The following is a 24466-nucleotide window of genomic DNA, read 5'->3' as shown; positions in this document are numbered from 1 at the left end:
AAACTTCTCATAATAGGAACTCAATGAATTTGTGAATGCTATACATTATTAATGATAGCGAATTGTTTAACTAATAATGTATCAAACATGAACATTGAAAATTTTGAAACGTATCTGCGTCAAGGAAATATGGCGGAGAATACGATTGCGGCTTACCTCTATGCCGTAAGGGAATATTATTCCTGGCATAAAGAGCTGAACAAGCGCAACCTGCTTGTTTATAAAACTTATCTCATTGAGAAGTTCAAGCCTAAAACTGTAAATCTTCGTATTCAGGCAATGAACAAATATCTTGATTGTATGGGAAAATCTCGTCTGAGATTAAAATCCGTCAAGGTACAACAGCGTAGTTATTTGGAAAATGTAATCAGCAATGCCGACTATGTTTTCCTAAAGAACAAACTTAAAAAAGAGGAAAATCAAGAGTGGTATTTCGTAGTTCGTTTCCTTGCTGCTACTGGAGCAAGAGTCAGCGAACTAATACAAATGAAGGTGGAACATGTGCAGATGGGCTATTTTGACATCTACACAAAAGGTGGAAAAATACGCCGTATCTACATTCCGAAAACTTTACGTAAGGAAGCAACAGAATGGCTTAGCAAGGGCAATCGTAGCACAGGCTATCTTTTCCTCAATCGCTTCGGAGAACGTATCACGACCAGAGGTATTGCTCAACAGTTGAAAAACTATGCCGCAAAATACGGATTGAATGAAAAAGTGATTTATCCTCACTCGTTCCGTCATCGCTTTGCCAAGAATTTCTTGGAGAAGTTCAACGATATTTCTTTGCTTGCCGACCTGATGGGGCATGAAAGCATAGAAACCACTCGCATTTATTTGAGACGCAGCAGTGCAGAACAACAAGAGATTGTCGATAAGGTAATAACTTGGTGACATATTAGGAAGGAGGCTCGTCCATCCTTCCTAATGATACTAAAAAATCTGATAAATTACCCATCCACCCAATGTTAAACAGAAATACGCATACAATACCCAAAATCCAATAACGGAGATTTTTGCTATCCAGCCATTAAGAGAAAACGAAGTATGAGATTTCACAAATCTATTAACTTCTTTCCAATGTTTTTCATGAGTTGCTTTCAACTCTGCCATTTGTTTTTCAAATAGGCATTTTTCTTCCTCAATCAATTTGTGGCGATATTCAGCAAGGATGGATTTATCCGTTTCACTAAGTTTTACAGTTATAGCAGTATTCTCTACTTGAATAACAGTGCGACGAATAGCATTGGCTATATTATCGGACTTTTTCATAGCTGCATTGAGAGCTTGTGTTGATTTTTCAAGAGCTACCATTGAAGAATCTACACAGGCTTTTATCAGTTTCAATTCTTGAATGGCAGCTTTGATGTCCTCTATCTGATTCGTGAGATTGATAAATTCGGTGTCAAATTCTACACGACTTTCTATTTCACTAATGTTATCATCTCTATCTGTACTTTTGCTGTCCTGCGCTGACAAAGGAGATTGGTCATATTTACTTTTACGCATAGTGTTGTAGATTATAAATGAAATACTATCTACTTCTGTTACGTTTAATGGGCTTGCAGAGCCATTTTGCCATTCTTGCACAACGGATTGCCCAGTTACGTTCATCATCGTCTTTATCTTTTCCCCATCCACTACCGGGACTGCCACCGCCTCCACTTGATGCAGACATGGAAGTGGCTGCATCCAAATATCCGGCAAATAGCAAAGCTGCAACTTTGAGTACATTGGTTTGATTGGCTTCTTCCTCCGAGTGCTCAAGTTCTTCGTCAAACACAGACTTAACAATATTAGGTATATCAACCTCGAATTGCTCTCCATCTACAGATATGGAATAGTGGTGAATTGAAGACTTTGATTGTGGCATCATCTCTTTATTATCATACACCCTTGTTTGAGCATCTGCTTCCTTTGACTGAACTGTAGTTTGTTTGTCAGACGCATGTAATCCTGCCCATGTAGTTTCAATTTTTGATGGCATTAATTTTCGACTTTTGCCTAAGATTGAAGATTTATAAATGGAGTTCCCCTTTCGTATGGCATATCCTTTGACTACTCCTGTATCGTCTTTCGTCAGTTTTATATCATATCCCTTAGCATTGAGCATCTGGCAATAGGTAGCCCAATCAAATTTGGGTATAGCTTTCAAAATGGCAATACAGTCTTTGCTAATTTGTTGAATATTTTCGCTACGACGTTGCGCAGATTGTACCCAACCCCGCTTCTCATTGATGATGTTGGCTGCATGAACGGCACGTTCACCGATGTAATGTGCATCGTTTGTTTTACCCGTATTGTCTATGCGGTTAGCCACAATGTGCAAGTGCGGAATGCCACTTTTGCTATCAATGTGTAGTGAAACAACATACTGGCTATTTTTGATATTGGTTGGCCTGAACCGACAATCTGATTTGCCAGGTCTTTTGTCAATACCATCAAGTACAAAAATAAACTCATCTGTCAAATTTTGCCAATCCTTCATTGTCCATCCTGCCGATTCTTCTTTGGCTGGAGAAATCTCAAAACGTAGTGCGTTCAAGGTTATGGGCCTCGGATTATACCTGTCTTTCATACATTGGTGCTGGTGCTGCATCATCCGTGACCACATAGCCAAAGGCTCGATATTTTCCGGCAGACCATTCACTTTAACAAGTCGTGCCTTGTCTTTTTCCATTGAATATTCAATGGCTCTCGCACCATGAGAGATTGCATTTCCTTGCGCTATCATAACTTCAAATTTGATTTATACTGTCCCGAATCTGTCCCCATCGTGCGATAAGCCTGTTGACTGCTTCTATCCATGCACGCATATAATTTTCATCTCGGAAGTATCGTTTTTTTATCTCGTCCGGTTTGCCTTTGAGAATATTCTGAATGCGAATAAGGTCTGCTCTTGCATCCGATAGAGAGTTTAGACCTTGCACTTCCTCATCAGAAAGTCGCTTATTCGGATGGTGATTTTGGAGTAATTTTCGTCCATAGTTACTGAGCGTCATTCCACATTCAGCTGCTTTTGCAGCAACCATTTCGTACTCTTTTTCAGTCAAACGAATGTCTATATGTCGGGTACGAACATTCTGTTTTTCGTTGTTTTGTTGGTTATCCATAGATGTTTATAACTGGTATTAATTTGTAAAAGTATTCTATTCATTGCGAGCCTGCGAGTAATGCAAGAAGCCTCCAAGATGACAAATGAGTGAAACTATTTTGTCGGACGGTGGTACTTCTTGCATAGGATACCCATTAAAAATGGGGCATTATCAATCTCAATGCAAGCATCGTATTTGCCCAATGGAAGTTCATTTATCTGCCAAAATAAAGAGTGGCTACTGATATTAATCTTCGTTTGGATAATCAATAATTTTCTTTTCCCCTCTGTTTGGCTTTCAGAAATTTCACTATTTAACTTGAATCCACCAGTTCCAAATGCAAACAGTCTATTAAAGTCTGTAAGTTTGGGGTTCGCTTTATCATCTTTTGAAGTAGCATCGTTGGAGTAGCAGTCATCAACAAGAAATCTGCAATATCCAATCCGTTCTTTCGCTGTTCGTTTGTGGCGCATTGTTCCAAGCTATCACTCAATACAACTTTGGGACATACGGAAGTGAGCAAAGGCATTTTGGCTTGCCAAACTTCTTTTGCTCCTAAATCAGGGCATAACATAACAGACCGACCTTTCAAGATGCTGACGACATTTGGCTTAAAGCAACCGTGCATTCCACCTGTTGCCAACCATATAAAATCCGGCATATAATGGGTCGCTATCAATGCTGATTTTTCACTTTCAACAATCGCAACAAATTTTGTCGGGTTCTCAGACAAGAGATGTTCGCCAAAAAAACATTGCTTCAAATGATAGTCTTGAAGATTCAGCTCTGTATGTACCCAACTCACATAACTTCTTGGCTCTTTTATCCGATGTCCTGTTGTGTTGTCATACAACATAATCTTTCCTGTCCGCACGTTGCCTTGCCAATCAATTTGCCAATAAACCGTAGAACCTCCCCATTTCTTTGAAGTTCCAACATGATAAAGTTGGAATATCCGGGATGTTTCATCTTTGCCCAATACTCCAGACAGATAGATGTACAATGGATTCATAGCATAGTTAGTAAGAGAACGCTCCATCAGTTCATTGTTAATAAAGGAAGTGGGAGGTGGCAAACATGGCTTGGGATTGCTTGCTATAATGAAACTACGCTTATCATAATCTACCATTGTAGGGTTATCCTTAAAATAATCTGAGGGAGTATAATGGTATTTGCAGGATTGCTCATGGTCACATCTACCTACATAATCAGGAAAGATAATCTCTCCTTGATTGTCTATATACTTGACAAAGCATTGTTTCTTTCCACAGTTCGGGCATGAAAGCTTTGTTCCTCGCTTATATTTTTGAAGGGAGAATCTATATTCAGTCATATTTATCGTTTGATTATTGCAGTTCGTGCAGTTTGCACTTATTGCAGTTTTGCAGAAATCTATATGTGAGAAAAGTGCAAACTGCAAAAACTGCAATGTGCAGATTGTGTTAATTATTGCAATTTCTCATATTCACCTCGCTTTATCTTCTTAATAATTTTATTTGTGGCAAGATTGACTAAAGAGTACATTACAGACCTTTCTGATAGTCCGACCTCTTTCCCTGCTTGAATGGCATCGGAAGTAGTAAATGTTGCGGAAAGACAGTCGAGCAATTCTTTCTTTTGAGGTTCAATGCTCTCTTTCAACATATACTTCTGAATATCTGCATAACAACTCTCAAAATATTCACTTAAAGCGATAGCCGATTTTGTTGATTCTATATCCACAAAATCCTTATGCACCTCTCCACAAGCCCAGCGAAAGATTTGCAGGACTAATGCCAAACGAGCTGTTATCATAGGGGCTTTAATCACTCGGCTATCCACCAGTCCATCATCCTGAATTTGATTGACGGCTCGGATTGCATTATTACGCCAGTTTGTAAAATAGGCTTTGGCTTCAGGGGAAAAATTCAAGATGTTTTGTACATTGTTGTTATCAGTGAAAGGTAAATCAATCACTTTGTTGATAATAGCCTCCCACAGATTTGAATACTTTTCAAAAGATGCAAAAGAAGAATCTTCATCCAATTGCCAATCAGAAATATCTTGGGATGATGGATAAACAAAAATAATTCTGTCAAGTAAGCCGTTCTCTTTATAGCCTTTTTCTATCAGTTCGTGCATACGGGTTGTCTGCATTGTACCTACAATATTTATAAAGGGATATTCTATATGAATCGGGAGGGGCATACTGCATCTTGAAATATCCAACGGCTTACCACTGAATGCTGTTAATAGTTGCTCTATAAGCTGTCCTCTGCTGTATTGGTTCACAGCATTAAACATCCCCATAATCTCATCCACATATACCACAATACCACGCTGGTTGTCATCAAGCGCACGCATTAATGCTTCCGGAGTAAAGTCGGATATAATAGTCCTCCGCAAAATAGGTTTGTCAGGCAAAGGAGTAGTGTTTTCTTTCTTACCTTTATTGCTCTCGACCAGGTTATTGTATTGCTCCATCTCTAATTTGAATTGTTTGACAGCTTGCGCGTCATGCTTGCGGATAGGACGAAAGGCAAAATCTAAAGGTGGTGTTTTACCTGTTCCGGGGCGACCTACCAATATCATATAAAGGGCAGAGTTACTAACCCATCCACCACGAATACGGATATTGACAGTATTACCGATGGCGGTTGATACTGCCACCAAAAGAGAAGCCATCATGTACTCTATGGTATAATTCTCTTGTCTGGCTAATGCCAATATCATATCTTGGATTTTAGCCGGAAAAGCATCTAAAGGAATCTTCTTTTCAAAGACTCTTGCAAATTCCATTCTGATGGCATTACATAAGTTGATAGCATCCATTAGAATCGGGTATTTCTTTTTGACCTTATAAATTTGGAGGCTTCGTCTTCCAAGTCCTTTTCAGATTTTATTTTGCCGGCATGAAGCCATTCGTCTATTTCTGATTTAAGAAACATGATACGCTTACCTCTTTTATGAAATGGTATCTGATGGCAACTCGTCCATCCATACACAGTTTGTTCTGCCGGATGACTGGGGAGATACTCACACAGTTCTTTAAGGTTCATCCATTGCTCAATTGGAATATTCGGGTTTTGATTGTTCAGGCCGTCAATCTTAGAATCCAATTCATTCAACTTATCCATCATCCACGACATTGCCTTAGGCAAATCTTCAAAAGTGATGCTTTTCTCGCTCATATTGTTACTTGTTTACTGTTTGATTTTTTGGCAAAGTAACAGCGATTTTCTATGCTGATTTTATGGTGTAATACATCACACAAAAAGACAGCAATGAAACACAATAATCATAATGGTTACATATTGATTATCAATGTCAATAGTGGAGAATATCAGTAGTAGTTTTTTATGATAGTGTCGCCCATCATAAAGGAATCATAAGGCAATCACAAGAAATGACCGTAGATAAAAATAAATGTGATAGTAGAAGTCACTTTGGAGACTGTCAAACTGACACAAAAACTGTCAAAACAAGATGAAATGTTCAAAAAAGAATCTGTTTTTAACATTGGCAAAACATTTGTATTTACTATAATAGATTGATTCTGTTTTTTATTCTGGTATTCTACAAACCAATAAGTCCGTGACGGATATGTAGCAGGCTTCCTTATCTTCCCCTGTAATCTGAAGAATTTAGTATGGTATAGAGCTGCTTACCGATGAGACAACCTCAAGCACAAAACAGCAGTCGTAATGTTTAACAAATAATTTCATGAATAATGGCTTTATTTTTTTTGAGTTATGATTTGCGTAATAAAAGAGATTATCAGCCCCTTTATGATGAGCTTAAAAAGTTTAATGCAGTTAGAATGCTTGAATCTTGTTGGTGCTTTAAGCGTATTAACACTAATGCAAAAGGATTAAGAGACTATTTTAAGAAATTCGTTGATGAGGATGATGGACTTTTGGTATCGCAAGTAGCAGAAGTAAATGGTGTTCCTCAATGGGCTGGTTTTAATCTTGATGGAAACCCAAATGAGCTTAAATGAGGAACTATCGAGTTAATAACGGCAACCTGAAACATGTTGTCACTAAGAACAGAAAGGAGGTAAATATGGCAGGAAAGAACATTCATGTTGTTCGTAATGGCGACCAATGGAAGGTAAAGCAAGAAAATGCTCAACGTAGTTCTGGTAATTTCAGAACACAGCAAGAAGCATTTGAACGCGCTCGTGAAATCGCTATTAAGAATGGCCAAGAAGTTGCTATACACGGATTAGATGGACGTATTCGTGAAAAGCATAGCTACGGCAATGACCCATACCCACCAGAAGGATAATACTGAGATTTAGGATGTGCCCCGACAAAATTGCAGCTTGTCGGGGTTTATTTTCTCAATCCCCTATTCTGTTATATGTAAACGTATAATAACTGGATATGTTATATCCCTTTTCAAAGCTCAAGATTTCAATTATTATAATTCAGACAAACTTATTTAGGACATTGTCGTAAATAATCACAAAAAACCACCACGTAAATCCTACGCAAATGGCTATGTGTATCAAGTATAATAATTTAATTATTCTGTTTGAGACAAATCTAATTTAATGGTTTCTGTAGCTTTCTCTTTCTTTTCATCAACAACCTTTGCATACACTTGGGTTGTTCTCACGTTTGTATGCCCCAACATTTTGCTAACTGTGTAAATATCAGTACCTCCAGCCAGTTGCAGGGTCGCATAGGAATGACGAAAGCAATGAAATGTTATGTGTTTGGATATTCCGGCTGCTTCAACCCATTTCTTGACTGGGCGATTTATCCATGAAGGGTCTGGCAGTCCGGCAAACACAAGAAGCTCTCCCTCCTGCTGCTCACCACAAAGATTGAATGCTTGTTCCGAAATTGGCATATATTCAACACCTTTTGTCTTTTGTTGAGTAAAGTTCAAGCGATAGCCTCCATTGAAATTCTCCACTTCCGACCATTTCAATTTTTGAATATCGCAATGACGGATTCCTGTTAGAGCAGAAAACAGAGCTGCACGTTTCAGTAATGGGTCACAAGGTGTTTGAGCCAGTCGATTCAATTCCTCTACCGTAAGATATTCTCTCCGGCTTTCTCTTTCTTGAATACCTTTGACTTTCGCAGAAATATCAATAGTTAGGTAGCCATCTATAAATGCTTGTTTCAGTCCGGCTTTGAAGATTGAAAAATATGTTGCAGCTGTATTTTGAGATATTGTACCTCGTTTAGTTCCCCCTTGTGGAGCGTTCATTATGAATTGACGAAACGATTCCATCATCTTTAAGTCTATTTGCGAAAAGAGGATGGTATCGCCTTTTGCAAATATCTTTAACAACTCATGTACTCGCCTCCAATTGACAATGATGGAATCAGAACTATGGACGTGCCTTGTTCGCTGCACATGGTCGAAGTATTCAATGAAATTACTTCGGGAGCGTTCTAACTGCTCTGCCTGTTCAGCATCGGCATCAGCATAAAGAGCCGCATTGTCATATTCCTTTTGTCGTAGGCTTCTGACTTTATCGGCATAGATACACGATTCCTGATCCAATTGGGACTTGCATTGTATAATACCATTCAAATCTCGCTTTGGCTTATAAGTGGTTTTGCCTTCGGCATTAGTCCTTGCATTACGGGACTTATCCCAAATGGGTGTCGTAATGGTACGATTGAGATATTCACGAACTCTTTGCGGAGTATCTTTCCCTGATTGAAATACTGGATAGGATTCCACATAAAGATACCATTCATCACGATATTCAGACTTGCGGAGCTTTACCGACACTCGTGTATTGACTAATGCTTTCTTCATCGCTTCACACCTTTATATAAGTTATCAATTTCTTTCTTGGGTACATATACGAAGTTTCCTATCTGCCGGGTAGGAATAGAATATTTGCGAATATGGAGATAAACCGTACTTTCATTCACAAGAAACTTTTCCGTAATCTCACCAATGGTATAGCAGTCTTTGGGTTCCAGACTATACAGCTTGGCAATAGGTTTTGACTTTGTGAGAGCTTTCTTTCGGAGCGGATAGAGTTTCATCAGTTCAGCTTTACTTACCCGGATTTGATTCGTCCCAAGATTTATGTGCCCAATAGTCTCTTTACGAATAAGACGATACAATGTATCACGACTGATTCCGAACAAGGCATAGGCTTCTGAAATCTTAATATAGTCTTGGTCTTTAGGAATTCCTTTTACTACTTCATCCAATCTAAGATTTCTTTGTTCTTCATCTTTTTTGCGTTTCCAAGCAATTTTAGAACATCGAGGAGAACAATACCAAGACTCTATAGTTTTGGCTAAAAACTCTTCTCCACAAATTGGGCATTTGCGCTTTATCTCAAACTTTGCTGCTGGCATACAATGATTTATTTCTTGTTATTTTTCAATCCAATCTAATTTGTCGCACATTATCTACTTTTTTATCGCGGAACAATTATGGTACAAATATACAATAAAAATCCAAATAACAAGCAAAGTCAAAGAAAAGTGATATAAAAAGAAATAGGGCATAACTCATTGAGTTACACCCTATATTCTTATTTGTAATTATCGTTGTTTATCGCGATTTACTTCACTTCCTCGAAGTCAACGTCGGTTACTTCCTGGTCTTTGCCTCCGTTATTGGCTCCGGCATTCGGATTACCTTGAGGTTCCTGCTGTGCTCCGCCTTGCTGTTGTTGAGCCTGGGCGTTGTACATTTCCTGTGATGCAGCCTGGAATACGTTGTTCAATTTATCAATAGCAGTATTGATTGCATTTATATCCTGGTTCTTGTGTGCATCTTTCAGTTCCTGAAGAGCCGATTCGATCGGTGCCTTTTTGTCAGCAGGTAATTTGTCTCCAAATTCTTTCAATTGTTTTTCCGTCTGGAAAATCATTGAATCTGCTTTGTTGATGGTATCGATACGTTCTTTTTCTTGTTTGTCGGCTTCGGCATTGGCACTGGCTTCGTCTTTCATCCGTTTGATTTCAGCATCGGACAAGCCTGATGAAGCTTCGATACGGATTGACTGCTGTTTACCTGTGGCTTTGTCTTTGGCCGATACATTCAGAATACCGTTTGCGTCGATATCGAAAGTTACTTCGATTTGCGGGATGCCACGTGGGGCAGGTGGAATACTGTCCAGGTGGAAACGACCGATCGTTTTGTTATCTTTGGCCATCGGACGTTCACCTTGCAGAATATGAATTTCTACAGACGGCTGGTTGTCCGCAGCAGTAGAGAATACTTCGGATTTCTTGGTCGGAATCGTCGTATTGGATTCGATCAGTTTGGTCATAACACCGCCTAAGGTTTCAATACCTAAAGACAATGGGGTTACGTCCAATAACAGTACGTCTTTTACTTCTCCGGTCAAAACACCGCCTTGGATGGCAGCTCCAACAGCAACAACTTCGTCCGGGTTTACACCTTTAGAAGGCGTTTTACCGAAAAATTCTTCTACTTTTTTCTGAACAGCCGGGATACGGGTAGAACCACCTACCAAAATCACTTCGTCGATTTGAGATGCCTGTAAGCCTGCATCTTTCAAGGCATTCCGACAAGGTTCTATCGTAGCTTCAACCAACTTGTAAGTCAACTGATCGAATTGAGCTCTCGTCAGGCTTCTTACCAAGTGTTTGGGCACTCCGTCTACCGGGAAGATATACGGTAAGTTGATTTCCGTTGTCGTAGAGCTTGACAATTCTATTTTTGCTTTTTCGGCAGCTTCTTTCAAACGTTGATGAGCCATCGGGTCTTTACGGATGTCTACTCCTTGCTCTTTTTGGAACTCGTCAGCCAACCAGTTGATGATAATATCGTCGAAGTCATCACCACCTAAGTGAGTATCACCGTTCGTCGATTTCACTTCAAAAACGCCGTCACCCAATTCGAGGATAGAAATATCGAACGTACCTCCACCTAAGTCGAACACAGCGATCCGCATATCTTTGTCTTTCTTATCCAAACCGTAGGCCAATGCAGCAGCAGTCGGTTCGTTGATAATACGTTTTACCGTTAAGCCTGCAATTTCTCCTGCCTCTTTCGTTGCTTGACGCTGTGAATCGTTGAAATAAGCCGGTACGGTAATAACTGCTTCCGTTACTTCCTGGCCCAGATAATCTTCCGCCGTTTTTTTCATTTTTTGCAGGATCATGGCAGAAATTTCCTGTGGAGAATATTTACGGTCATCGATAACGACACGCGGGGTATTATTATCGCCTTTGACAACTTCATAAGCCACTCTCTTTATCTCTTTTCCTACCTGCTCATAGGTTTCGCCCATGAACCGCTTGATAGAATAAATTGTCTTTCTCGGATTGGTAATTGCCTGACGTTTTGCCGGATCACCAACTTTTCGTTCCCCATTATCTACAAATGCCACAATAGAAGGAGTTGTCCGTCTTCCTTCACTATTCGGTATTACGACGGGCTCATTACCCTCCATAACGGCTACGCATGAGTTCGTAGTACCTAAGTCAATTCCAATTATTTTTCCCATAATGCTTTTTATTTTATTTGTTTATATTATTCGTTTTCTTTCTCTCTGAGGTTTAACCTAAACACAATTATTTTTATCAAATGGTGTGCCATGCGTCATTTACTTGTTTTTTTTGTAAAAATGTCGGATTTTAAATAAAAAAGGAGAAAAATGTGACAGAAAACCTGACAGAACGTCAGTGGTTGAAGGTGAAATCGGGGACAATGATAGATTATGGCTTAAGAAATAGCTTGATTATGAATTGTATTTTATATGAATTTCTACCTTTGCAGAATAAATTGTCTCAGACGTTTTTGTTTGAATTTCGATAGAGTGTGACGAGTAATAATTTTTTAGTATGGTTTTATCCGGATTGGTCATGAAGTACATGGGGGATCCCCGCAAATTGTTTTTCATTGTTTCTGCTCTTCTTTTCGTGTGTATGATGTGGGTAGCGCCTCAAGTCGGTATTACGGGAGATGAACCGATCGACAGTGCCAATGGAAAATACAGCCTTGCTTTTTATTTGCATGGAGATACGACTTTTGTCGATTACTCCAAAGTGCCGGAAGTTAAGATTCCGCATATGAAATATTATGGTGTCGGGTTTGAGATTTTGCCGGCCCTTATCATCAAATATTTCGGAATGGAGGAACATGAATATCTGATACGGCATGTGTTGTGTGCTATTTTCGGTTTTTTATTTATGCTTTTTGCGGCTTTGACTGCCAGAGAATTAAAAGATTGGAAGTTAGCTATTGTGACTTTGCTTTTGATGGGATTGTCTCCGATTGTTTTCGGGTTGTCTTTTCTGGATAGCAAAGATGTCCCTATGGCTGCGGGCTTCGCTATGGCCGTTTATGGCTTTTTGCGGATATATAAGAAAATACCTTTGTTTAAGCTGCCGGATGTGATATTGACGATTGTCGGGATCGCTTTGGCCGTGAGCATTCGTGTCGGAGGATTGTTATTGCCTTTTTATTTTGCTGCCGGAGGTATTATGCTTTTCTTTTTCCGGAAGGATTTGAGAAAATCGCTCCTGAAAAGACCCTATAAATCTTTGGGCCGTTTTATTGGTATTGCTTTAGGGATTGTTGTTGTCGGTGTCGTATTGGGGTGTTGTGCTTACCCTAACTTTTTTTATGAAGGACCGGTTATGCATATAAAAAATGCCTTTAAGCTGGTAAAGGAGTTCAAACAACAGATACCGATGTTGTATGAAGGAGAGATCATAAGTTCGTTACATTTACCTGATTTCTATCTTTTAAAAAGCTATTTGACGACAATACCTCTTATTACCTGGGCGGGTATTGTATTGTTTGTTTTGCAAGCGAAAAAGGTATGGATGAATTATGACCGGATGGCTGTATTGTTTATTTTATTTACTCTTTTGTTTCCTCCTTTGTATATAACTTTGGGTGGTTCCAATATTTACAACGGTTGGCGGCATTCTTTGTTTATCTTTTCTTCTTTTGCCGTAGTTGCAGCGATCGGTTTTTACGAAACTTATTATAGCTTGAAAAATGCCCGCCTGCGTAAAGGTTTTGTCTTGGCGGCAGTAATAGGGGCTATGCCGACGGCTTGTTGGATGGTCAATAATTCGAAATACTGCTACTCTTACTATAACGCATTGATAGCACAACCTTATCTGAATTATGATATGGATTACTATGAGACATCCTGTCAGATTGGATACGATTGGTTGGTAAAGAATGTGATTTCTAAATCCGATACTTTGGTGCGGGTCGGAGCGAAGAATATCACTGTGCCCAATTATCAGAAAGTCCGGAAATATAAAAACGCAGAAGTGCATCTGTGTTCTTTCAGAGGGTTTGCCGAATATGATTACGATTATATCATTTTATCATTGCAATTTATTCCGGTTCAGGTATTGAAGACGTTTTTTCCTCCCCGGGGTGCGGTTCATTTGGAATATATAGAGGGACATCCGGTTTGCGCTGTTATAAAGAAAGAAAATAAATTCGATAGTGAGGGTATCCGGCAGCTTAAAATGGCTAATATTGACCGGGGAATGGAATTATTGGAAAAAGCTTATGCTTATAATCCTCAAAACTTTGGTATTTGGTTTTGGATGGGATATGGTTATTATTATCAGAAAGAATATCGGAAAGCGATAGAATTCTGGGGTAAATATCTCTCTTTCTGGCCGGGGTCGGCAGAGCAGAACGAAATAGCGCTTGTGTGTGCCGGACGGGCTTTTGTGGAACTGGGGATGTACGATCAGGCGATACAGATATTGAAACAGGCGGAAAATACGGTCCGTTCGGAAAATTACCGGAAATTCTTAATTACGAATCTGGGGATTGCCTATGCCCGGAAGAAAGTTTACCGGCAAGCAATTCCTTATTTGGAAAAAGCTGTTCAATTTTCACCGGAATTGCAGGGGCTGTTGTCCGAATGTTATAAAAAACTTCAGAAATAGTGACAAAATGTAGATTATCGGGAACAAAAAAGTGAATTGACCGGTAATTGAGGAAATATTTTTTATTTTTGCCTAATATTATATTTGTTATCAGAATCAAAAATAGCTTAAATTTTACATAAAAGAATGCAGGCGGAAAAGAAGAATCTGACGATAGTCTGTTTTGCAGGAGCAGATCGGAAGCAGGAATGGGAAACGGGTTTCCCGGGATACGAAATGGTGGTGACGGGACCGGAGCTGGGGCAAAAGGAATATTCGGATTTACTGGAGAATATATCGTCAGATTATGTGCTTTGGGTTGACGGGCAGCGGTTGGAGATTGGGGCGGTGAAAGTTGTCGTGTCCCATGTGATGAAGCAGGAGTGGGGAAAAAGCATCGGATATATAGCAACCGATAAGCGGAAATTGTGGTTCGGTGCCATTCAGAATCTTTGGACAACCGATTCGGGTATTATTGATTCTCCTGTATTTTTCGGTGCTAAAGCGGCTTTTTTAAACGCTTACGGGGGACAGAAACTTGCTGGGAATACATTAAGGAGTATTGGTTACAGTTTGCAAAAAGTAAAACGGATAAGATTCTGTAACCTGGAGGGAATCGACTTGAAGAAAAAAAATATGCCGGAAAAGATCAATAAAGGGATACTCTGGGGTAATTATTCTTTTCGGATTCCGTTTCAATATTTGATTTCCGGTGATTTTTTCCGCTATTTTTTCCGGGCTTCGGGTAAGCCGCAGCGGGATATGGTTTACCGGATGGGAATCATCTTGTTTGCTTGCTTTACTTTTTTATATATGCCTTATATCAGTCGGGATTACGGGGTTACAGGAGATGAATTCCCGGATCATCAGCATACGGCTTATGTATTGGATTATTTTGCCAAAGGGGATACGACTGCTTTGTTTCAGCCTAAGACTACGCTTCATTTATATGGTATTTCCATGCAGGTGGTTGCAGGCGCCATTTGTCGTTGGTTTCATATCGATAATTATTACGAAGCCCGGCATGTGGTTTGTGCTTTAAACGGAGCATTGGGTGTGTTGTTTGTCGGGTTGGCAGGCTTGCGTTGGGGAGGAGGTTTGTGTGGGTTTTTGTCTATTTTGTTGATGTTTTTTACCCCCCGGTTCTTCGGACATAGTATGAATAATCTGAAAGATATTCCATTTGCTACGGGGTATATTATTTCTCTTTATTATACGATCCGGCTGTTTGATTTTTATCCCCGTTTCCGGATACGGGAATTACTCGGTCTGGTGCTTGGGATTGCTTTGGCTCTGGGAACCCGTTCCGGGGGATTGATTCTGTATCCGATGTTGTTTATGTATGCAGGATTTTTTTATGTCGGTCGGTACGGGATGAAAGAGTTTTATAAGTTCGGGAAATACCGTCAGGCTGTCGGGCGTATTGTTGTCGTATTGGTTGTGGTGGTTGTGTTGAGTTATATTCTAGCCATTGCTTTATGGCCTTTTGCTTTGCAGAAGCCGCTTTCAAATGTGTTGTTATCGTTGAAGCAATTTACGAATTATAGTATAGGGCTCAAAACCATATTCGACGGAGAGCAGATGATGTCGAATATGTTGCCTTGGAAATATGCTCCGAAATATCTGATGATAGCGATGCCGCTTGTCTCTTTACTCGGTTTTTTCGGTTATTGGATATATCTGATTGTAAAACGTAAGGAATTTACACTGATATCCTATTTCTTTTTATTTGCGACGATATTCCCTGTATTCTGGGTAATTTATAAGAATTCAAACCTGTATGGCGGTATCCGGCATTTGTTGTTTGTAATGCCTCCATTGGTTGTGATTGCCGGACGTTTCTGGCAGTTGTTGCTGGAAGGTATAAGAAATAAATGGGGTAAGATCGGTGTCGGAGCTGTTTTTATCGCAGGATTATCGTTGCCCGCCATACATATGGTGAAAAACCATCCCAATGATTATGTTTATTTTAATGAGGTTGTCGGAGGGCTGAAAGGGGCATACGGAGATTACGAGACGGATTATTACTACAATTCCCTGAAAGATGCCTACAATTGGTTTCACAAAAATGTGGATCTGCCTAAAGACCGGAAAACAACGATCGTTACAAACCATATCAATATTCTGAAATATTATTTCAGGGCAGATACGAATGTGAATGTTATCTATAGCCGGTATTATGAGAAATATGCCAAGGATTGGGATTACGCTATGTTTGCCAATGTGTATATTAACCGGTATCAGTTGAAAAACGGACTTTTCCCGCCGCAGGGAACAATTTATACGCCGGAGGTCGATGGTTTCCCGATGACAGCCGTTATAAAGCGGCAAGGGAAGGAAGAACTTGCCGGATTTAAGCTGGAAGCTGAAAGAAAGTATGATCAGGCGTTGGAGGTATTTAAAGCGTATGTGGAAAAATATCCCCAAAATGAAGAAGTGTTATCCCGGATAGCAAAACTTTCGTTTTTGACCAATAACCTGGAACAGGCAGAGGCCTATGCTAAAAAGGCTTTGGCTTTACACCCGTCATTGAATGAAGCGTTGTATATGCTGGCGTTGACCTATATTCAGGAGAACCGGTTGCAGGAAGCGATGGGCGCTGCACAAGCGATTGTAAACGAGAACGCTTTCTCTGTGGATGGGCTTTATTTGAAAGCTTTGATTTCAAGTAAAATGGGGAATCAGCAGGAGGCGATAAATCAGATCAACAGGGCTTTGTCGATACGTCCGAATCATGTTAACTCTCTGGCATTAGGTGGAGATATTCTGTTCCGCTACGGAAATTATCAGAGTGCGGTGAATATTTATAACCGTTTGTTGCAGGCCAGAGGGGATGTGAATGATTTGGTGAGGCTGGCAGATTGTTATTGCCGCATGAAGGCATACGGGAAGGCCGAGCAATTGCTGAAGAAAGTAGAGGAAGTGCAGCCTGGATTCCTGCCGGCCGCCAAAGTATGGTTGCGGATAATGATACAACAGGAAAATTGGAACGGTGCAGCGGCATTGTTGAAGCAATTGGAGCCGATAAATAATGATCCCGAAATTTTTGTTTTACGTGCTCTGTATCTGTATGGAACCGGGAAGCAGGGGGAAGCCATTCAGTCGGTCAATAAGGCAATGCAGATGGATCCGGAGAACCTGGAAGCTGCTGCATTGAGTAAAGGATGGCAGAAAAGGGCAGGGTAATCGGCACAAATGAATCGCTATGTCAATCACAATAAAAGAATTAGGAGCAGGACTGTATTCTAAATACCGCAATCTGATATTGTATGGAGTTATCGGCGTGTTGAGTGTATCTATCGATTTTGCCGTATTTGGGGTACTGACTTATTTTTTCCCGGATTATTACATATTGGCTAATGTCATCAGTGTCAACTGCGGTATTATCAATAGTTTTTTGTTGAACCGGCATTTTAATTTTAAAGTGAAAAACAAATCTGTTTTTCGTTTTATGATATTTTATGTTGTCGGGATCATGGGATTGCTGATCAGTTCCGGGTTGTTGTATTTGATGGTCGATCTGGGAAATATGAACTTGCTGATATCGAAAGGGGCTACCATTTTTGTAGTCACTCTCTTTCAGTTTATTTTGAATAAAAATGTTACATTCAGACAAAATGGATAAGTTGTATATTGTCATGCCGGCTTACAATGAAGAGGCTAATATAAGAACTGTTGTAGAACAATGGCATCCGGTGGTGGAACAGATTGGAGAAGATTCCAGGGTGGTTATTGTGGATGATGGCAGCAAAGATGCGACTTACCGGGTTTTGGAAGAGTTGAGGGCCACTTATCCTCAATTGATCGGCCTTACGAAAAAGAATTCGGGACATGGTTCTACTTGTCTGTATGCATACCGTTATGCGATAGAACAGGGGGCCGATTATGTTTTTCAGACCGATTCCGACGGACAGACCGATCCGGCAGAGTTTACGTCATTTTGGGAACAACGGGCCGATTATGATTTTTTGATAGGCGCCCGTAAAGAGAGACAGGACGGATTCAGCCGGGTTGTTGTAACTAAAGTATTGAAACTGGTTGTGATGTTTATATTCGGCCGGGTGATTGAAGACGCCAATACGCCTTTCCGCTTGATGCGGGCTTCTAAATTGGCTCTTTTGCTGAAAGAGATTCCGCAGGACTTTTTTCTGGCCAATGTATTGGTCAGCGTACTGGCTGTTTCCGAAAATATGAAGACCCGATGGATACCGATTACTTTTAAGCCTCGTCAGGGGGGTGTTAACTCTATCAATCTGAAACGAATAATGAAAATCGGTATAAAATCGGTAAAAGATTTACGGAAGGTGAAGAAGGATATAAGAAATAAGCAGAAATCCTGAAAAGTAGTATTTATACCCAAATTTGATACGGTGAAATGCCTTAATTTTGCATATTGTAAGTAATATGCATTCAAGTGAAGACATTAGAAATGACCGATTATGTTCTGGAATCCCGCTGTTGTGGAGAGAAGTTCGAGGATAGAGACTGGGCTCTGGATTGTCCGAATAAAGACGGCGCAGCTTTGATTTTTGCGCAATATGCCAAGAAACAATTAGAGGTAAAGGATTATTTACCGGGACTTTATAAGTTCTCGGACTGGTTGCCTATTTGCCGGATATTGGAAGGATCGGGTGCTCCGGTAACTTATAAAAGTGAAGGACTGGCCCAAAAGCTGGGTTTATCAAGGCTATATATTACTTTCAATGGTTACTGGCCGGAAAAAGGAGCCTTGATGATGACCGGTGCTTTTAAGGAATGTGAGGCTTATACGGTATGTGCCCGCACGAATAATCATTATGACGATAAGATAATGGTGGTCGCTTCGGCAGGAAATACGGCCCGGGCTTTTGCCCGTGTATGTTCGGAGAATAATATTCCCCTTTTATTGTGTATTCCGGAAGATTGCAACGATGCCATGTGGGCTGCCCGTTCGCTGAATCCTTGTGTAAAAGTTGTGGCAACGGCCAGTGGCAGTGATTATTTTGATGCCATACGTCTTTCCAATATTATTTGTGAGATGGGAAACTTCTATCCCGAAGGAGGAGCCAAAAATGTAGCTCGCCGGGACGGGATGGGAACGACAGTACTGTCTGCCGTAACCACGATAGGACGAATACCGGATTATTATTTTCAGGCAGTCGGTAGTGGAACCGGAGCGATAGCTGCCTGGGAGGCCAATAAACGTTTTATTGCCGATGGACGTTATGGTAAAAATCTGATGCGTCTTATGGTTTCGCAAAATGTACCTTTTACTCCGATATACGATGCCTGGAAAGCAGGTTCCCGGGCCTTATTGTCTGTGGATGACGAGGTGGCCCGTCAACAGGCGGGGGAAATATGTGCTAAAGTACTTTCTAACCGGAAACCTCCATATTCTGTAAAAGGAGGGTTGTTCGATGCTCTGACGGAAACCAAAGGAGATGTCTGGGTGGCGACTAACGAAGAAGCCCGTGAAGCAATGGAATTATTCCGGACACTGGAAGGTGCAGATATTGAACCGGCAGCGGGAGTGGCAACTGCAAGCTTGATTAAGGCTATAAAAGAAGGAAAAGTTAATAAGGAAGCAGTGATTATGCTGAATATTACGGGTGGGGGAATACAACGGTTTAAACGGGAACATAATTTGGTTTATAAGAAACCGGATTATGTGTTTCCGATAGATGCAGAACCCGGATTTATAAAAGAAAAAGTAGCAGAATTATTTGGATAAATCAGTCGGGTGATTCCGGCTGTCCGATAAGATAAATCATAGTAAACGTCAAGCGGTTGCTATGATTTTTTCTTTTATTGTTGGGGAATATATTATATATTTGCGGGATAAGGATATATCAGGGAAATGTAATGCCTAATGCAAGATTAAAGAGATTCGGAACATTAGAATTTTATTACGCAGTTTTGCGAAGGGACTGGCGTAAAAAGGCGATTGTTTGGGAGTCTTTTCTGAAAATAGTGGCCATACTGGTTGTTTCAATAGATCGTTTTATAAAAGATGCCGGCGCAGTTTCTGCTGCGGCTTTGACATTTTATTCTGTTTTGTCTTTTATCCCATTCGTTGCTTTGGCTTTGGGAATAGCTAAAGGTTTCGGTTTAGGAACTGTTTTGGAAAATCAACTTCATGAACAGACATTGGCCAATACCCAGATTGTCGATTTTGTATTGAATTTTGCCAATCATGCCCTGGAGAATATGAAAGGTGGGTTGGTTACCGGTCTGGGGATTGTTTTTTTGCTGTGGGCTGTCATTAAAGTGCTTGGAAATACCGAGCTGGCTATGAACAGGATATGGGGAGTACAGAAAGGGAGAGGTGTTACCCGGAAATTTACGGATTATCTTTCCATCATGTTTATCGCCCCTATTTTGGTTATATTGATCAGTAGTATCAACGTCTTTATGACATCGAATCTGCAGGCTATTGCCATGGAAGAAGGTTTCTTGAGCTATGCCGGTTCGTTGATGATTTTTCTGCTTAAATTGCTGCCTTATTTATTGGTGTGGTTGTTGTTTATTTTCCTGTACCGTTTTATGCCGACCACTCCTGTTAAATTGAAACATGCCGTTGTGGCCGGTATAATTGCCGGAACCGTTTATCAGGTCGTTCAATGGTTTTACATCCGTTTTCAGATCGGGGTCAGTTCATATAATGCCATTTATGGGAGCTTGGCTGCATTGCCGTTACTATTGGTGTGGCTGCAACTGAGTTGGAGTATTGTTTTGTGGGGAACGGAATTGTGTTATATTTTGAGAAACCGCCATTTTCTGTACATGTCGCCTGTTGAACGTGAGAATAAATGGATTGAAAATATCGAATTGTCGGTCAATATACTCAAATATATTGCAGACGAATATTTGAAGAATAACGGTGGTCCCAGCTTGGAAATGATTAGTAAAAAATTGAGAATCAATATGAATAAATTGCGGGTGGTTTTGCAGGATATGGCCGATAAAGGAATTTTAGCGCAAGTGGAAGAGGACGATGACATTTTTTATTTGCCTCTTGTGGATTTGCATAAATTATCCCTGGCAGATGTCATTATCCGGTTGTCGTATATCCGTAATCATGCTGAAGAAAAATGGGAACGGCGTTTTATTCAGGCCATTAACCGGGAATTCGGGGATGAAAAGTTTGCTTGACGAAAGCATAGAGTATACCCTACGCCGGGGGACTTATTTGGTATTTTGAAATAAAAATGATATATTGTGCTCAAATTTGAAAATTATGCGGAAAAAGATTGAGTTGGAATATATTTTTTCATCCTCTGTAAAAGTTTTATTCTCTCGATTAAGTACAGCTCCTGGTTTAGCAGAATGGTTTGCGGACGATGTATTGCAGAGGAATGGAAAGTTTGTCTTTATTTGGAACGGTGTAGAGCATATAGCTTCTTTAATCGATCAAAAACCGAACGTTTTTGTTCGTTTTCATTGGGAAGATACGCAGGAAGATGAATATTTCGGATTTGATATACAGGTGCAGCCTTTGACAGAAGATGTGGCATTGATTATCACTGATTTTGTAGATCCGGAAGACGAAAATGACGCCATTGAATTGTGGAATAAACAAATCGAAATACTGCATCGTACATTGGGTGCATAATACTTTCCTGATATTGTATTTGACCGGTATGTACCGGATTAAAATGGAGAGCGTAAATTATCCTGGATTGAAATCGCAGATTTTAAAATTTTAGTTATTCCATAACCCAACCTGTCTGTATTTGAAAAAATTATGAAGGGGCGATTGGGGATCTGATATTTTATAAATGTTGCGACTCGGTAACTTTATATAGTTTAAAATCCGATATCAATTGCGTTTATCCATCAATTTGAGATTTACAATCTAAAATTTGTAATTTAATTGTACATTTGCAACTGGAAAAATGAAAGTTTGTAGATGAAGAAGTTACATATATTCATGCTAAAAAGCTTTAGCGGACCTTTTATTGCGACATTTTTTATCAGCATGTTTGTGCTGTTGATGCAGATGTTGTGGCGTTATATAGATGATTTGGTGGGAAAAGGGTTGGATTTTTCAGTGATCGTTGAAGTTTTGTTTTATTTTTCCTTGTCTTTGATACCGATGGCCATGCCTTTGGCTGTATTGCTTTCTTCAATTATGACTTTCGGGACGCTGGGCGAAAATTATGAATTGATCGCATTGAAGTCAGCCGGAATTTCATTGTATCGGATCATGTACCCTTTGATTGTATTCATTGTCTTTCTGACTCTTTTTGCCTTTTTCTTTTCAAACAATATATTGCCGGTAGCGAATCTCAAAGCCGGTAGTCTGTTATATGATATCAGGCGGCATAAGCCGGAAGTGTCTTTTAAAGAGGGGATTTTTACAAACGACCTGGAAGGGTATAGTATTAAAATCGACAGGATCAATAAGGAAACCGGTATGATGTACAATATGTTGATTTACAATCATAAAGTTGTACCGGGAAATTATGAGGTTACCAAGGCTGATTCCGGGATGATGCTGACCCACCCCAACAGCAATGTAATGGAATTGATATTGTATCATGGAAATACATATACGGACGAAGGGATGAAGCCGGGCAATCGTAAGACTTTTCCTTTCAGACGGCTACAATTTGAAAAACAGAGTGTTCTGATTGAATTACCCGAAAATGAACTGAAACGAACGGATGAAGATTTGTTTAAATCTTCTATTATGCTGAATCTGAATCAGCTGCAATATATGATCGATTCTTTACAGAAAACGGTGAACGCCCGGAAAAATGAAGACACAAGACGGCTGTTGGCGGCCAATTATCAGAAAAGCAAGAGCCTGAATGCACAGAAAGACAGTATATACCAGGCAGAGTCGAAAAATCAGACACAGGACATAGACAGTTTGTTCCGGAGCTTTGATCCGGAAGAACAGCAGCGCGCTGTCGGAAATGCCTTGCAATATGCCCGGGATGTAAAGATGAGCGTACAAAGTAGTCGGGATTATACCCTGCGGCAGGAAGAACAAATCCGGAAAAATCAGATTGAATGGCACAAAAAATTTACACTTTCTTTTGCTTGTTTTATCTTCTTTTTTATCGGGGCTCCATTGGGAGGAATTATCCGGAAAGGGGGACTGGGTATGCCTGTCGTCATTTCCGTACTGCTTTTTATTATCTATTATATCATCAGTATGATCGGCGAACGGTCGGCCCGTGAAGCCGTTATCGGCGTTTGGTTCGGCACCTGGTTGTCTTCTCTCATTTTGTTGCCGTTAGGTGTTTTGCTGACCTACAAATCCGTGACAGATTCCGAGATTTTAAACGGGGAAGCTTATATGAACTTTATTAAGAAAATAGGAGATTTTTTCAAAAGAAAACGAGCATGATTCTTCATAAATTACGTATTGTTTATATGGGAACACCCGATTTTGCCGTGTTACCTTTAAAAAAAATGGTAGAAGCCGGATTTGAGATCGTAGGGGTTGTGACCAATCCGGATAAGCCCGCGGGACGTGGACAAAAGTTACAGGAGTCGGCCGTAAAGCAATATGCCCGTGAAGCCGGCTTAAAAATATTACAACCGGAGAAATTCAGAGATGAGGCTTTTTTAGCTGAATTGAAAGCTTTGAATGCTGATCTGCAACTTGTTGTCGCTTTTAAAATGTTGCCGGAAGTTGTTTGGAATATGCCCCGTCTGGGAACAGTGAATTTACATGCTTCGCTTTTGCCGGATTACCGGGGAGCCGCACCGATCAATTGGGCGGTGATAAATGGAGAGAAATATTCAGGGGTAACGACATTTTTATTGAAACACGAGATAGATACCGGTAACATCATATTCCAGCAGAAAGTAGATATTTCCGATACGATGACAGCAGGAGAGTTGCACGATATGTTGATGGAGACCGGGGCAGAATTACTGCTGAAGACTGTTGAGGCCATGGAAAAGAATGATTTTCCGGCATTGGACCAAAAGGATTTGCTGAAGGGAAGAACTCCCCAGGCAGCACCTAAGATTTTCAAGGACGATATGAGAATAAAATGGGATGAAGAGATTGACCGCATATACAATCTGATTCGGGGATTATCGCCGTATCCTGCCGCGTGGACTGAACTGGAAAATGAAAGGTCGGGAGAGAAGTATGTATTAAAAGTATTTACGACTGAAAAAATTTGCCGGGAACATGCCAATACTCCCGGTAGTTTTGAGACGGATGGGAAAAATTTTGTGGATGTATTTGTAAAACACGGGATCATTCGACTGAAAGAAATACAGTTGTCCGGTAAAAAACGGATGACAATAGAGGAATTTTTGCGGGGATTCAAACTTCATGAATATCGGTTTTTATAGATATCAGGTTTTAAAATTCACTTCTTCACAAGTTAATCTTAAGCTGGGACGAGGTCTTTTGTTTTCTTTTTTTTGCCTTCGAAATTGTCTCTTTGAAATTGTCCGGCATCAGCTTTAACTGCCGGTCCTTGTTTTTTTGTTCAAAAAGTCTTTTTGTATTTATGTGAATTTCAAGATATTGAAAAAAAGTTTTCATTTTTCCATAAAAAATTGGTAAAA

21 protein-coding genes are annotated in these 24466 nt (G+C 40.1%); 12 read left to right on the top strand and 9 right to left on the bottom strand.

Annotated features, from left to right (window positions below; translation table 11 throughout):
* Positions 1 to 87: 87 nt before the first annotated feature.
* Positions 88 to 894, top strand: a complete 807-nt coding sequence (locus DD657_RS07450; RefSeq protein WP_287049299.1) for a tyrosine-type recombinase/integrase — start codon at positions 88 to 90, stop codon at positions 892 to 894.
* Between the two features lie 39 nt (positions 895 to 933).
* Here the strand turns inward: DD657_RS07450 and DD657_RS07445 are convergent, their stop codons facing one another.
* The 6 genes from DD657_RS07445 to DD657_RS07420 all read right to left on the bottom strand — a co-directional run bounded on the left by DD657_RS07445 (position 934) and on the right by DD657_RS07420 (position 6265).
* Positions 934 to 1509 (bottom strand): hypothetical protein, encoded by a 576-nt coding sequence (locus DD657_RS07445; RefSeq protein WP_287049298.1) that lies wholly within the window; start codon positions 1507 to 1509, stop codon positions 934 to 936.
* Positions 1510 to 1534: 25 nt separating this feature from the next.
* Positions 1535 to 2734 (bottom strand): relaxase/mobilization nuclease domain-containing protein, encoded by a 1200-nt coding sequence (locus tag DD657_RS07440; RefSeq protein ID WP_287049296.1) that lies wholly within the window; start codon positions 2732 to 2734, stop codon positions 1535 to 1537.
* 4 nt (positions 2735 to 2738) lie between these two features.
* The gene (locus tag DD657_RS07435; RefSeq protein ID WP_287049295.1) at positions 2739 to 3113 is read right to left on the bottom strand and encodes a plasmid mobilization protein; all 375 of its coding nucleotides are present in this window, start codon (positions 3111 to 3113) and stop codon (positions 2739 to 2741) included.
* 295 nt (positions 3114 to 3408) lie between these two features.
* Positions 3409 to 4428 (bottom strand): DUF6371 domain-containing protein, encoded by a 1020-nt coding sequence (locus DD657_RS07430; protein WP_287049293.1) that lies wholly within the window; start codon positions 4426 to 4428, stop codon positions 3409 to 3411.
* Positions 4429 to 4541: 113 nt separating this feature from the next.
* Positions 4542 to 5906, bottom strand: coding sequence for a DUF3987 domain-containing protein (locus tag DD657_RS07425; RefSeq protein ID WP_353745288.1), 1365 nt, complete (start codon positions 5904 to 5906; stop codon positions 4542 to 4544).
* Entirely contained in the window at positions 5906 to 6265 is a 360-nt protein-coding gene (locus tag DD657_RS07420; RefSeq protein ID WP_287049289.1) for a helix-turn-helix domain-containing protein, read from the bottom strand. Before DD657_RS07420 ends, DD657_RS07425 begins: the two co-directional genes overlap by 1 nt.
* 539 nt (positions 6266 to 6804) lie before the next feature.
* Here DD657_RS07420 and DD657_RS07415 point away from each other — a divergent pair.
* Complete coding sequence (locus tag DD657_RS07415; RefSeq protein ID WP_287049287.1) at positions 6805 to 7074, top strand: hypothetical protein; 270 nt, start codon at positions 6805 to 6807, stop codon at positions 7072 to 7074.
* A 65-nt stretch (positions 7075 to 7139) separates the two neighbouring features.
* Positions 7140 to 7364 (top strand): DUF2188 domain-containing protein, encoded by a 225-nt coding sequence (locus DD657_RS07410; RefSeq protein WP_057280677.1) that lies wholly within the window; start codon positions 7140 to 7142, stop codon positions 7362 to 7364.
* 240 nt (positions 7365 to 7604) lie between these two features.
* Here DD657_RS07410 and DD657_RS07405 read toward each other — a convergent pair whose 3' ends face one another.
* The 3 genes from DD657_RS07405 to dnaK form a co-directional block, all read right to left on the bottom strand.
* Entirely contained in the window at positions 7605 to 8861 is a 1257-nt protein-coding gene (locus DD657_RS07405) for a site-specific integrase (protein WP_287049284.1), read from the bottom strand.
* Positions 8858 to 9418: a helix-turn-helix domain-containing protein gene (locus DD657_RS07400; protein WP_287049282.1), complete on the bottom strand. Its 561-nt coding sequence runs from the start codon at positions 9416 to 9418 to the stop codon at positions 8858 to 8860. Before DD657_RS07400 ends, DD657_RS07405 begins: the two co-directional genes overlap by 4 nt.
* Positions 9419 to 9627: 209 nt before the next feature.
* Positions 9628 to 11544 carry a molecular chaperone DnaK gene (gene dnaK / locus DD657_RS07395; protein WP_021986559.1) on the bottom strand — a complete coding sequence of 639 codons (1917 nt, stop codon included), beginning with the start codon at positions 11542 to 11544 and terminating at the stop codon, positions 9628 to 9630.
* A gap of 337 nt (positions 11545 to 11881) precedes the next feature.
* Between dnaK and DD657_RS07390 the strand changes: the two genes are divergently transcribed.
* The 9 genes from DD657_RS07390 to fmt all read left to right on the top strand — a co-directional run bounded on the left by DD657_RS07390 (position 11882) and on the right by fmt (position 24247).
* Positions 11882 to 13966, top strand: a complete 2085-nt coding sequence (locus DD657_RS07390; RefSeq protein ID WP_021986560.1) for a glycosyltransferase family 39 protein — start codon at positions 11882 to 11884, stop codon at positions 13964 to 13966.
* A gap of 126 nt (positions 13967 to 14092) precedes the next feature.
* The gene (locus DD657_RS07385) at positions 14093 to 17131 is read left to right on the top strand and encodes a tetratricopeptide repeat protein (protein WP_287049279.1); all 3039 of its coding nucleotides are present in this window, start codon (positions 14093 to 14095) and stop codon (positions 17129 to 17131) included.
* Between the two features lie 19 nt (positions 17132 to 17150).
* Positions 17151 to 17570 carry a GtrA family protein gene (locus tag DD657_RS07380; protein ID WP_021986562.1) on the top strand — a complete coding sequence of 140 codons (420 nt, stop codon included), beginning with the start codon at positions 17151 to 17153 and terminating at the stop codon, positions 17568 to 17570.
* Positions 17563 to 18285 carry a glycosyltransferase family 2 protein gene (locus tag DD657_RS07375; RefSeq protein ID WP_118773933.1) on the top strand — a complete coding sequence of 241 codons (723 nt, stop codon included), beginning with the start codon at positions 17563 to 17565 and terminating at the stop codon, positions 18283 to 18285. Before DD657_RS07380 ends, DD657_RS07375 begins: the two co-directional genes overlap by 8 nt.
* Positions 18286 to 18374: 89 nt before the next feature.
* Positions 18375 to 19655, top strand: coding sequence for a cysteate synthase (locus tag DD657_RS07370; protein WP_287049301.1), 1281 nt, complete (start codon positions 18375 to 18377; stop codon positions 19653 to 19655).
* A 185-nt stretch (positions 19656 to 19840) separates the two neighbouring features.
* Positions 19841 to 21076: a YihY/virulence factor BrkB family protein gene (locus DD657_RS07365; RefSeq protein WP_235837395.1), complete on the top strand. Its 1236-nt coding sequence runs from the start codon at positions 19841 to 19843 to the stop codon at positions 21074 to 21076.
* Between the two features lie 85 nt (positions 21077 to 21161).
* Entirely contained in the window at positions 21162 to 21536 is a 375-nt protein-coding gene (locus DD657_RS07360) for an START-like domain-containing protein (protein WP_021986566.1), read from the top strand.
* A gap of 297 nt (positions 21537 to 21833) precedes the next feature.
* Positions 21834 to 23282, top strand: coding sequence for an LptF/LptG family permease (locus DD657_RS07355; RefSeq protein ID WP_021986567.1), 1449 nt, complete (start codon positions 21834 to 21836; stop codon positions 23280 to 23282).
* On the top strand, positions 23279 to 24247 hold the full coding sequence (gene fmt, locus DD657_RS07350) for a methionyl-tRNA formyltransferase (RefSeq protein ID WP_287049275.1): 969 nt from the start codon (positions 23279 to 23281) through the stop codon (positions 24245 to 24247). Before DD657_RS07355 ends, fmt begins: the two co-directional genes overlap by 4 nt.
* The last annotated feature ends 219 nt before the right edge of the window (positions 24248 to 24466 follow it).

Source organism: Culturomica sp. (genome assembly GCF_003524185.1).
GTDB classification, from domain to species: Bacteria; Bacteroidota; Bacteroidia; order Bacteroidales; family Marinifilaceae; genus Culturomica; species Culturomica massiliensis.
This window is presented reverse-complemented; position numbering and strand designations above follow the sequence as displayed.

What these genes read in the sequence shown, in the direction of transcription:
- DD657_RS07450 (WP_287049299.1), top strand. Translation starts at nt 88, where the DNA reads ATGAACATTGAAAATTTTGAAACGTATCTGCGTCAAGGAAATATGGCG.
- DD657_RS07445 (WP_287049298.1), bottom strand. Translation starts at nt 1,509, where the DNA reads ATGCGTAAAAGTAAATATGACCAATCTCCTTTGTCAGCGCAGGACAGC.
- DD657_RS07440 (WP_287049296.1), bottom strand. Translation starts at nt 2,734, where the DNA reads ATGATAGCGCAAGGAAATGCAATCTCTCATGGTGCGAGAGCCATTGAA.
- DD657_RS07435 (WP_287049295.1), bottom strand. Translation starts at nt 3,113, where the DNA reads ATGGATAACCAACAAAACAACGAAAAACAGAATGTTCGTACCCGACAT.
- DD657_RS07430 (WP_287049293.1), bottom strand. Translation starts at nt 4,428, where the DNA reads ATGACTGAATATAGATTCTCCCTTCAAAAATATAAGCGAGGAACAAAG.
- DD657_RS07425 (WP_353745288.1), bottom strand. Translation starts at nt 5,906, where the DNA reads ATGGATGCTATCAACTTATGTAATGCCATCAGAATGGAATTTGCAAGA.
- DD657_RS07420 (WP_287049289.1), bottom strand. Translation starts at nt 6,265, where the DNA reads ATGAGCGAGAAAAGCATCACTTTTGAAGATTTGCCTAAGGCAATGTCG.
- DD657_RS07415 (WP_287049287.1), top strand. Translation starts at nt 6,805, where the DNA reads ATGGCTTTATTTTTTTTGAGTTATGATTTGCGTAATAAAAGAGATTAT.
- DD657_RS07410 (WP_057280677.1), top strand. Translation starts at nt 7,140, where the DNA reads ATGGCAGGAAAGAACATTCATGTTGTTCGTAATGGCGACCAATGGAAG.
- DD657_RS07405 (WP_287049284.1), bottom strand. Translation starts at nt 8,861, where the DNA reads ATGAAGAAAGCATTAGTCAATACACGAGTGTCGGTAAAGCTCCGCAAG.
- DD657_RS07400 (WP_287049282.1), bottom strand. Translation starts at nt 9,418, where the DNA reads ATGCCAGCAGCAAAGTTTGAGATAAAGCGCAAATGCCCAATTTGTGGA.
- dnaK (WP_021986559.1), bottom strand. Translation starts at nt 11,544, where the DNA reads ATGGGAAAAATAATTGGAATTGACTTAGGTACTACGAACTCATGCGTA.
- DD657_RS07390 (WP_021986560.1), top strand. Translation starts at nt 11,882, where the DNA reads ATGGTTTTATCCGGATTGGTCATGAAGTACATGGGGGATCCCCGCAAA.
- DD657_RS07385 (WP_287049279.1), top strand. Translation starts at nt 14,093, where the DNA reads ATGCAGGCGGAAAAGAAGAATCTGACGATAGTCTGTTTTGCAGGAGCA.
- DD657_RS07380 (WP_021986562.1), top strand. Translation starts at nt 17,151, where the DNA reads ATGTCAATCACAATAAAAGAATTAGGAGCAGGACTGTATTCTAAATAC.
- DD657_RS07375 (WP_118773933.1), top strand. Translation starts at nt 17,563, where the DNA reads ATGGATAAGTTGTATATTGTCATGCCGGCTTACAATGAAGAGGCTAAT.
- DD657_RS07370 (WP_287049301.1), top strand. Translation starts at nt 18,375, where the DNA reads ATGACCGATTATGTTCTGGAATCCCGCTGTTGTGGAGAGAAGTTCGAG.
- DD657_RS07360 (WP_021986566.1), top strand. Translation starts at nt 21,162, where the DNA reads ATGCGGAAAAAGATTGAGTTGGAATATATTTTTTCATCCTCTGTAAAA.
- DD657_RS07355 (WP_021986567.1), top strand. Translation starts at nt 21,834, where the DNA reads ATGAAGAAGTTACATATATTCATGCTAAAAAGCTTTAGCGGACCTTTT.
- fmt (WP_287049275.1), top strand. Translation starts at nt 23,279, where the DNA reads ATGATTCTTCATAAATTACGTATTGTTTATATGGGAACACCCGATTTT.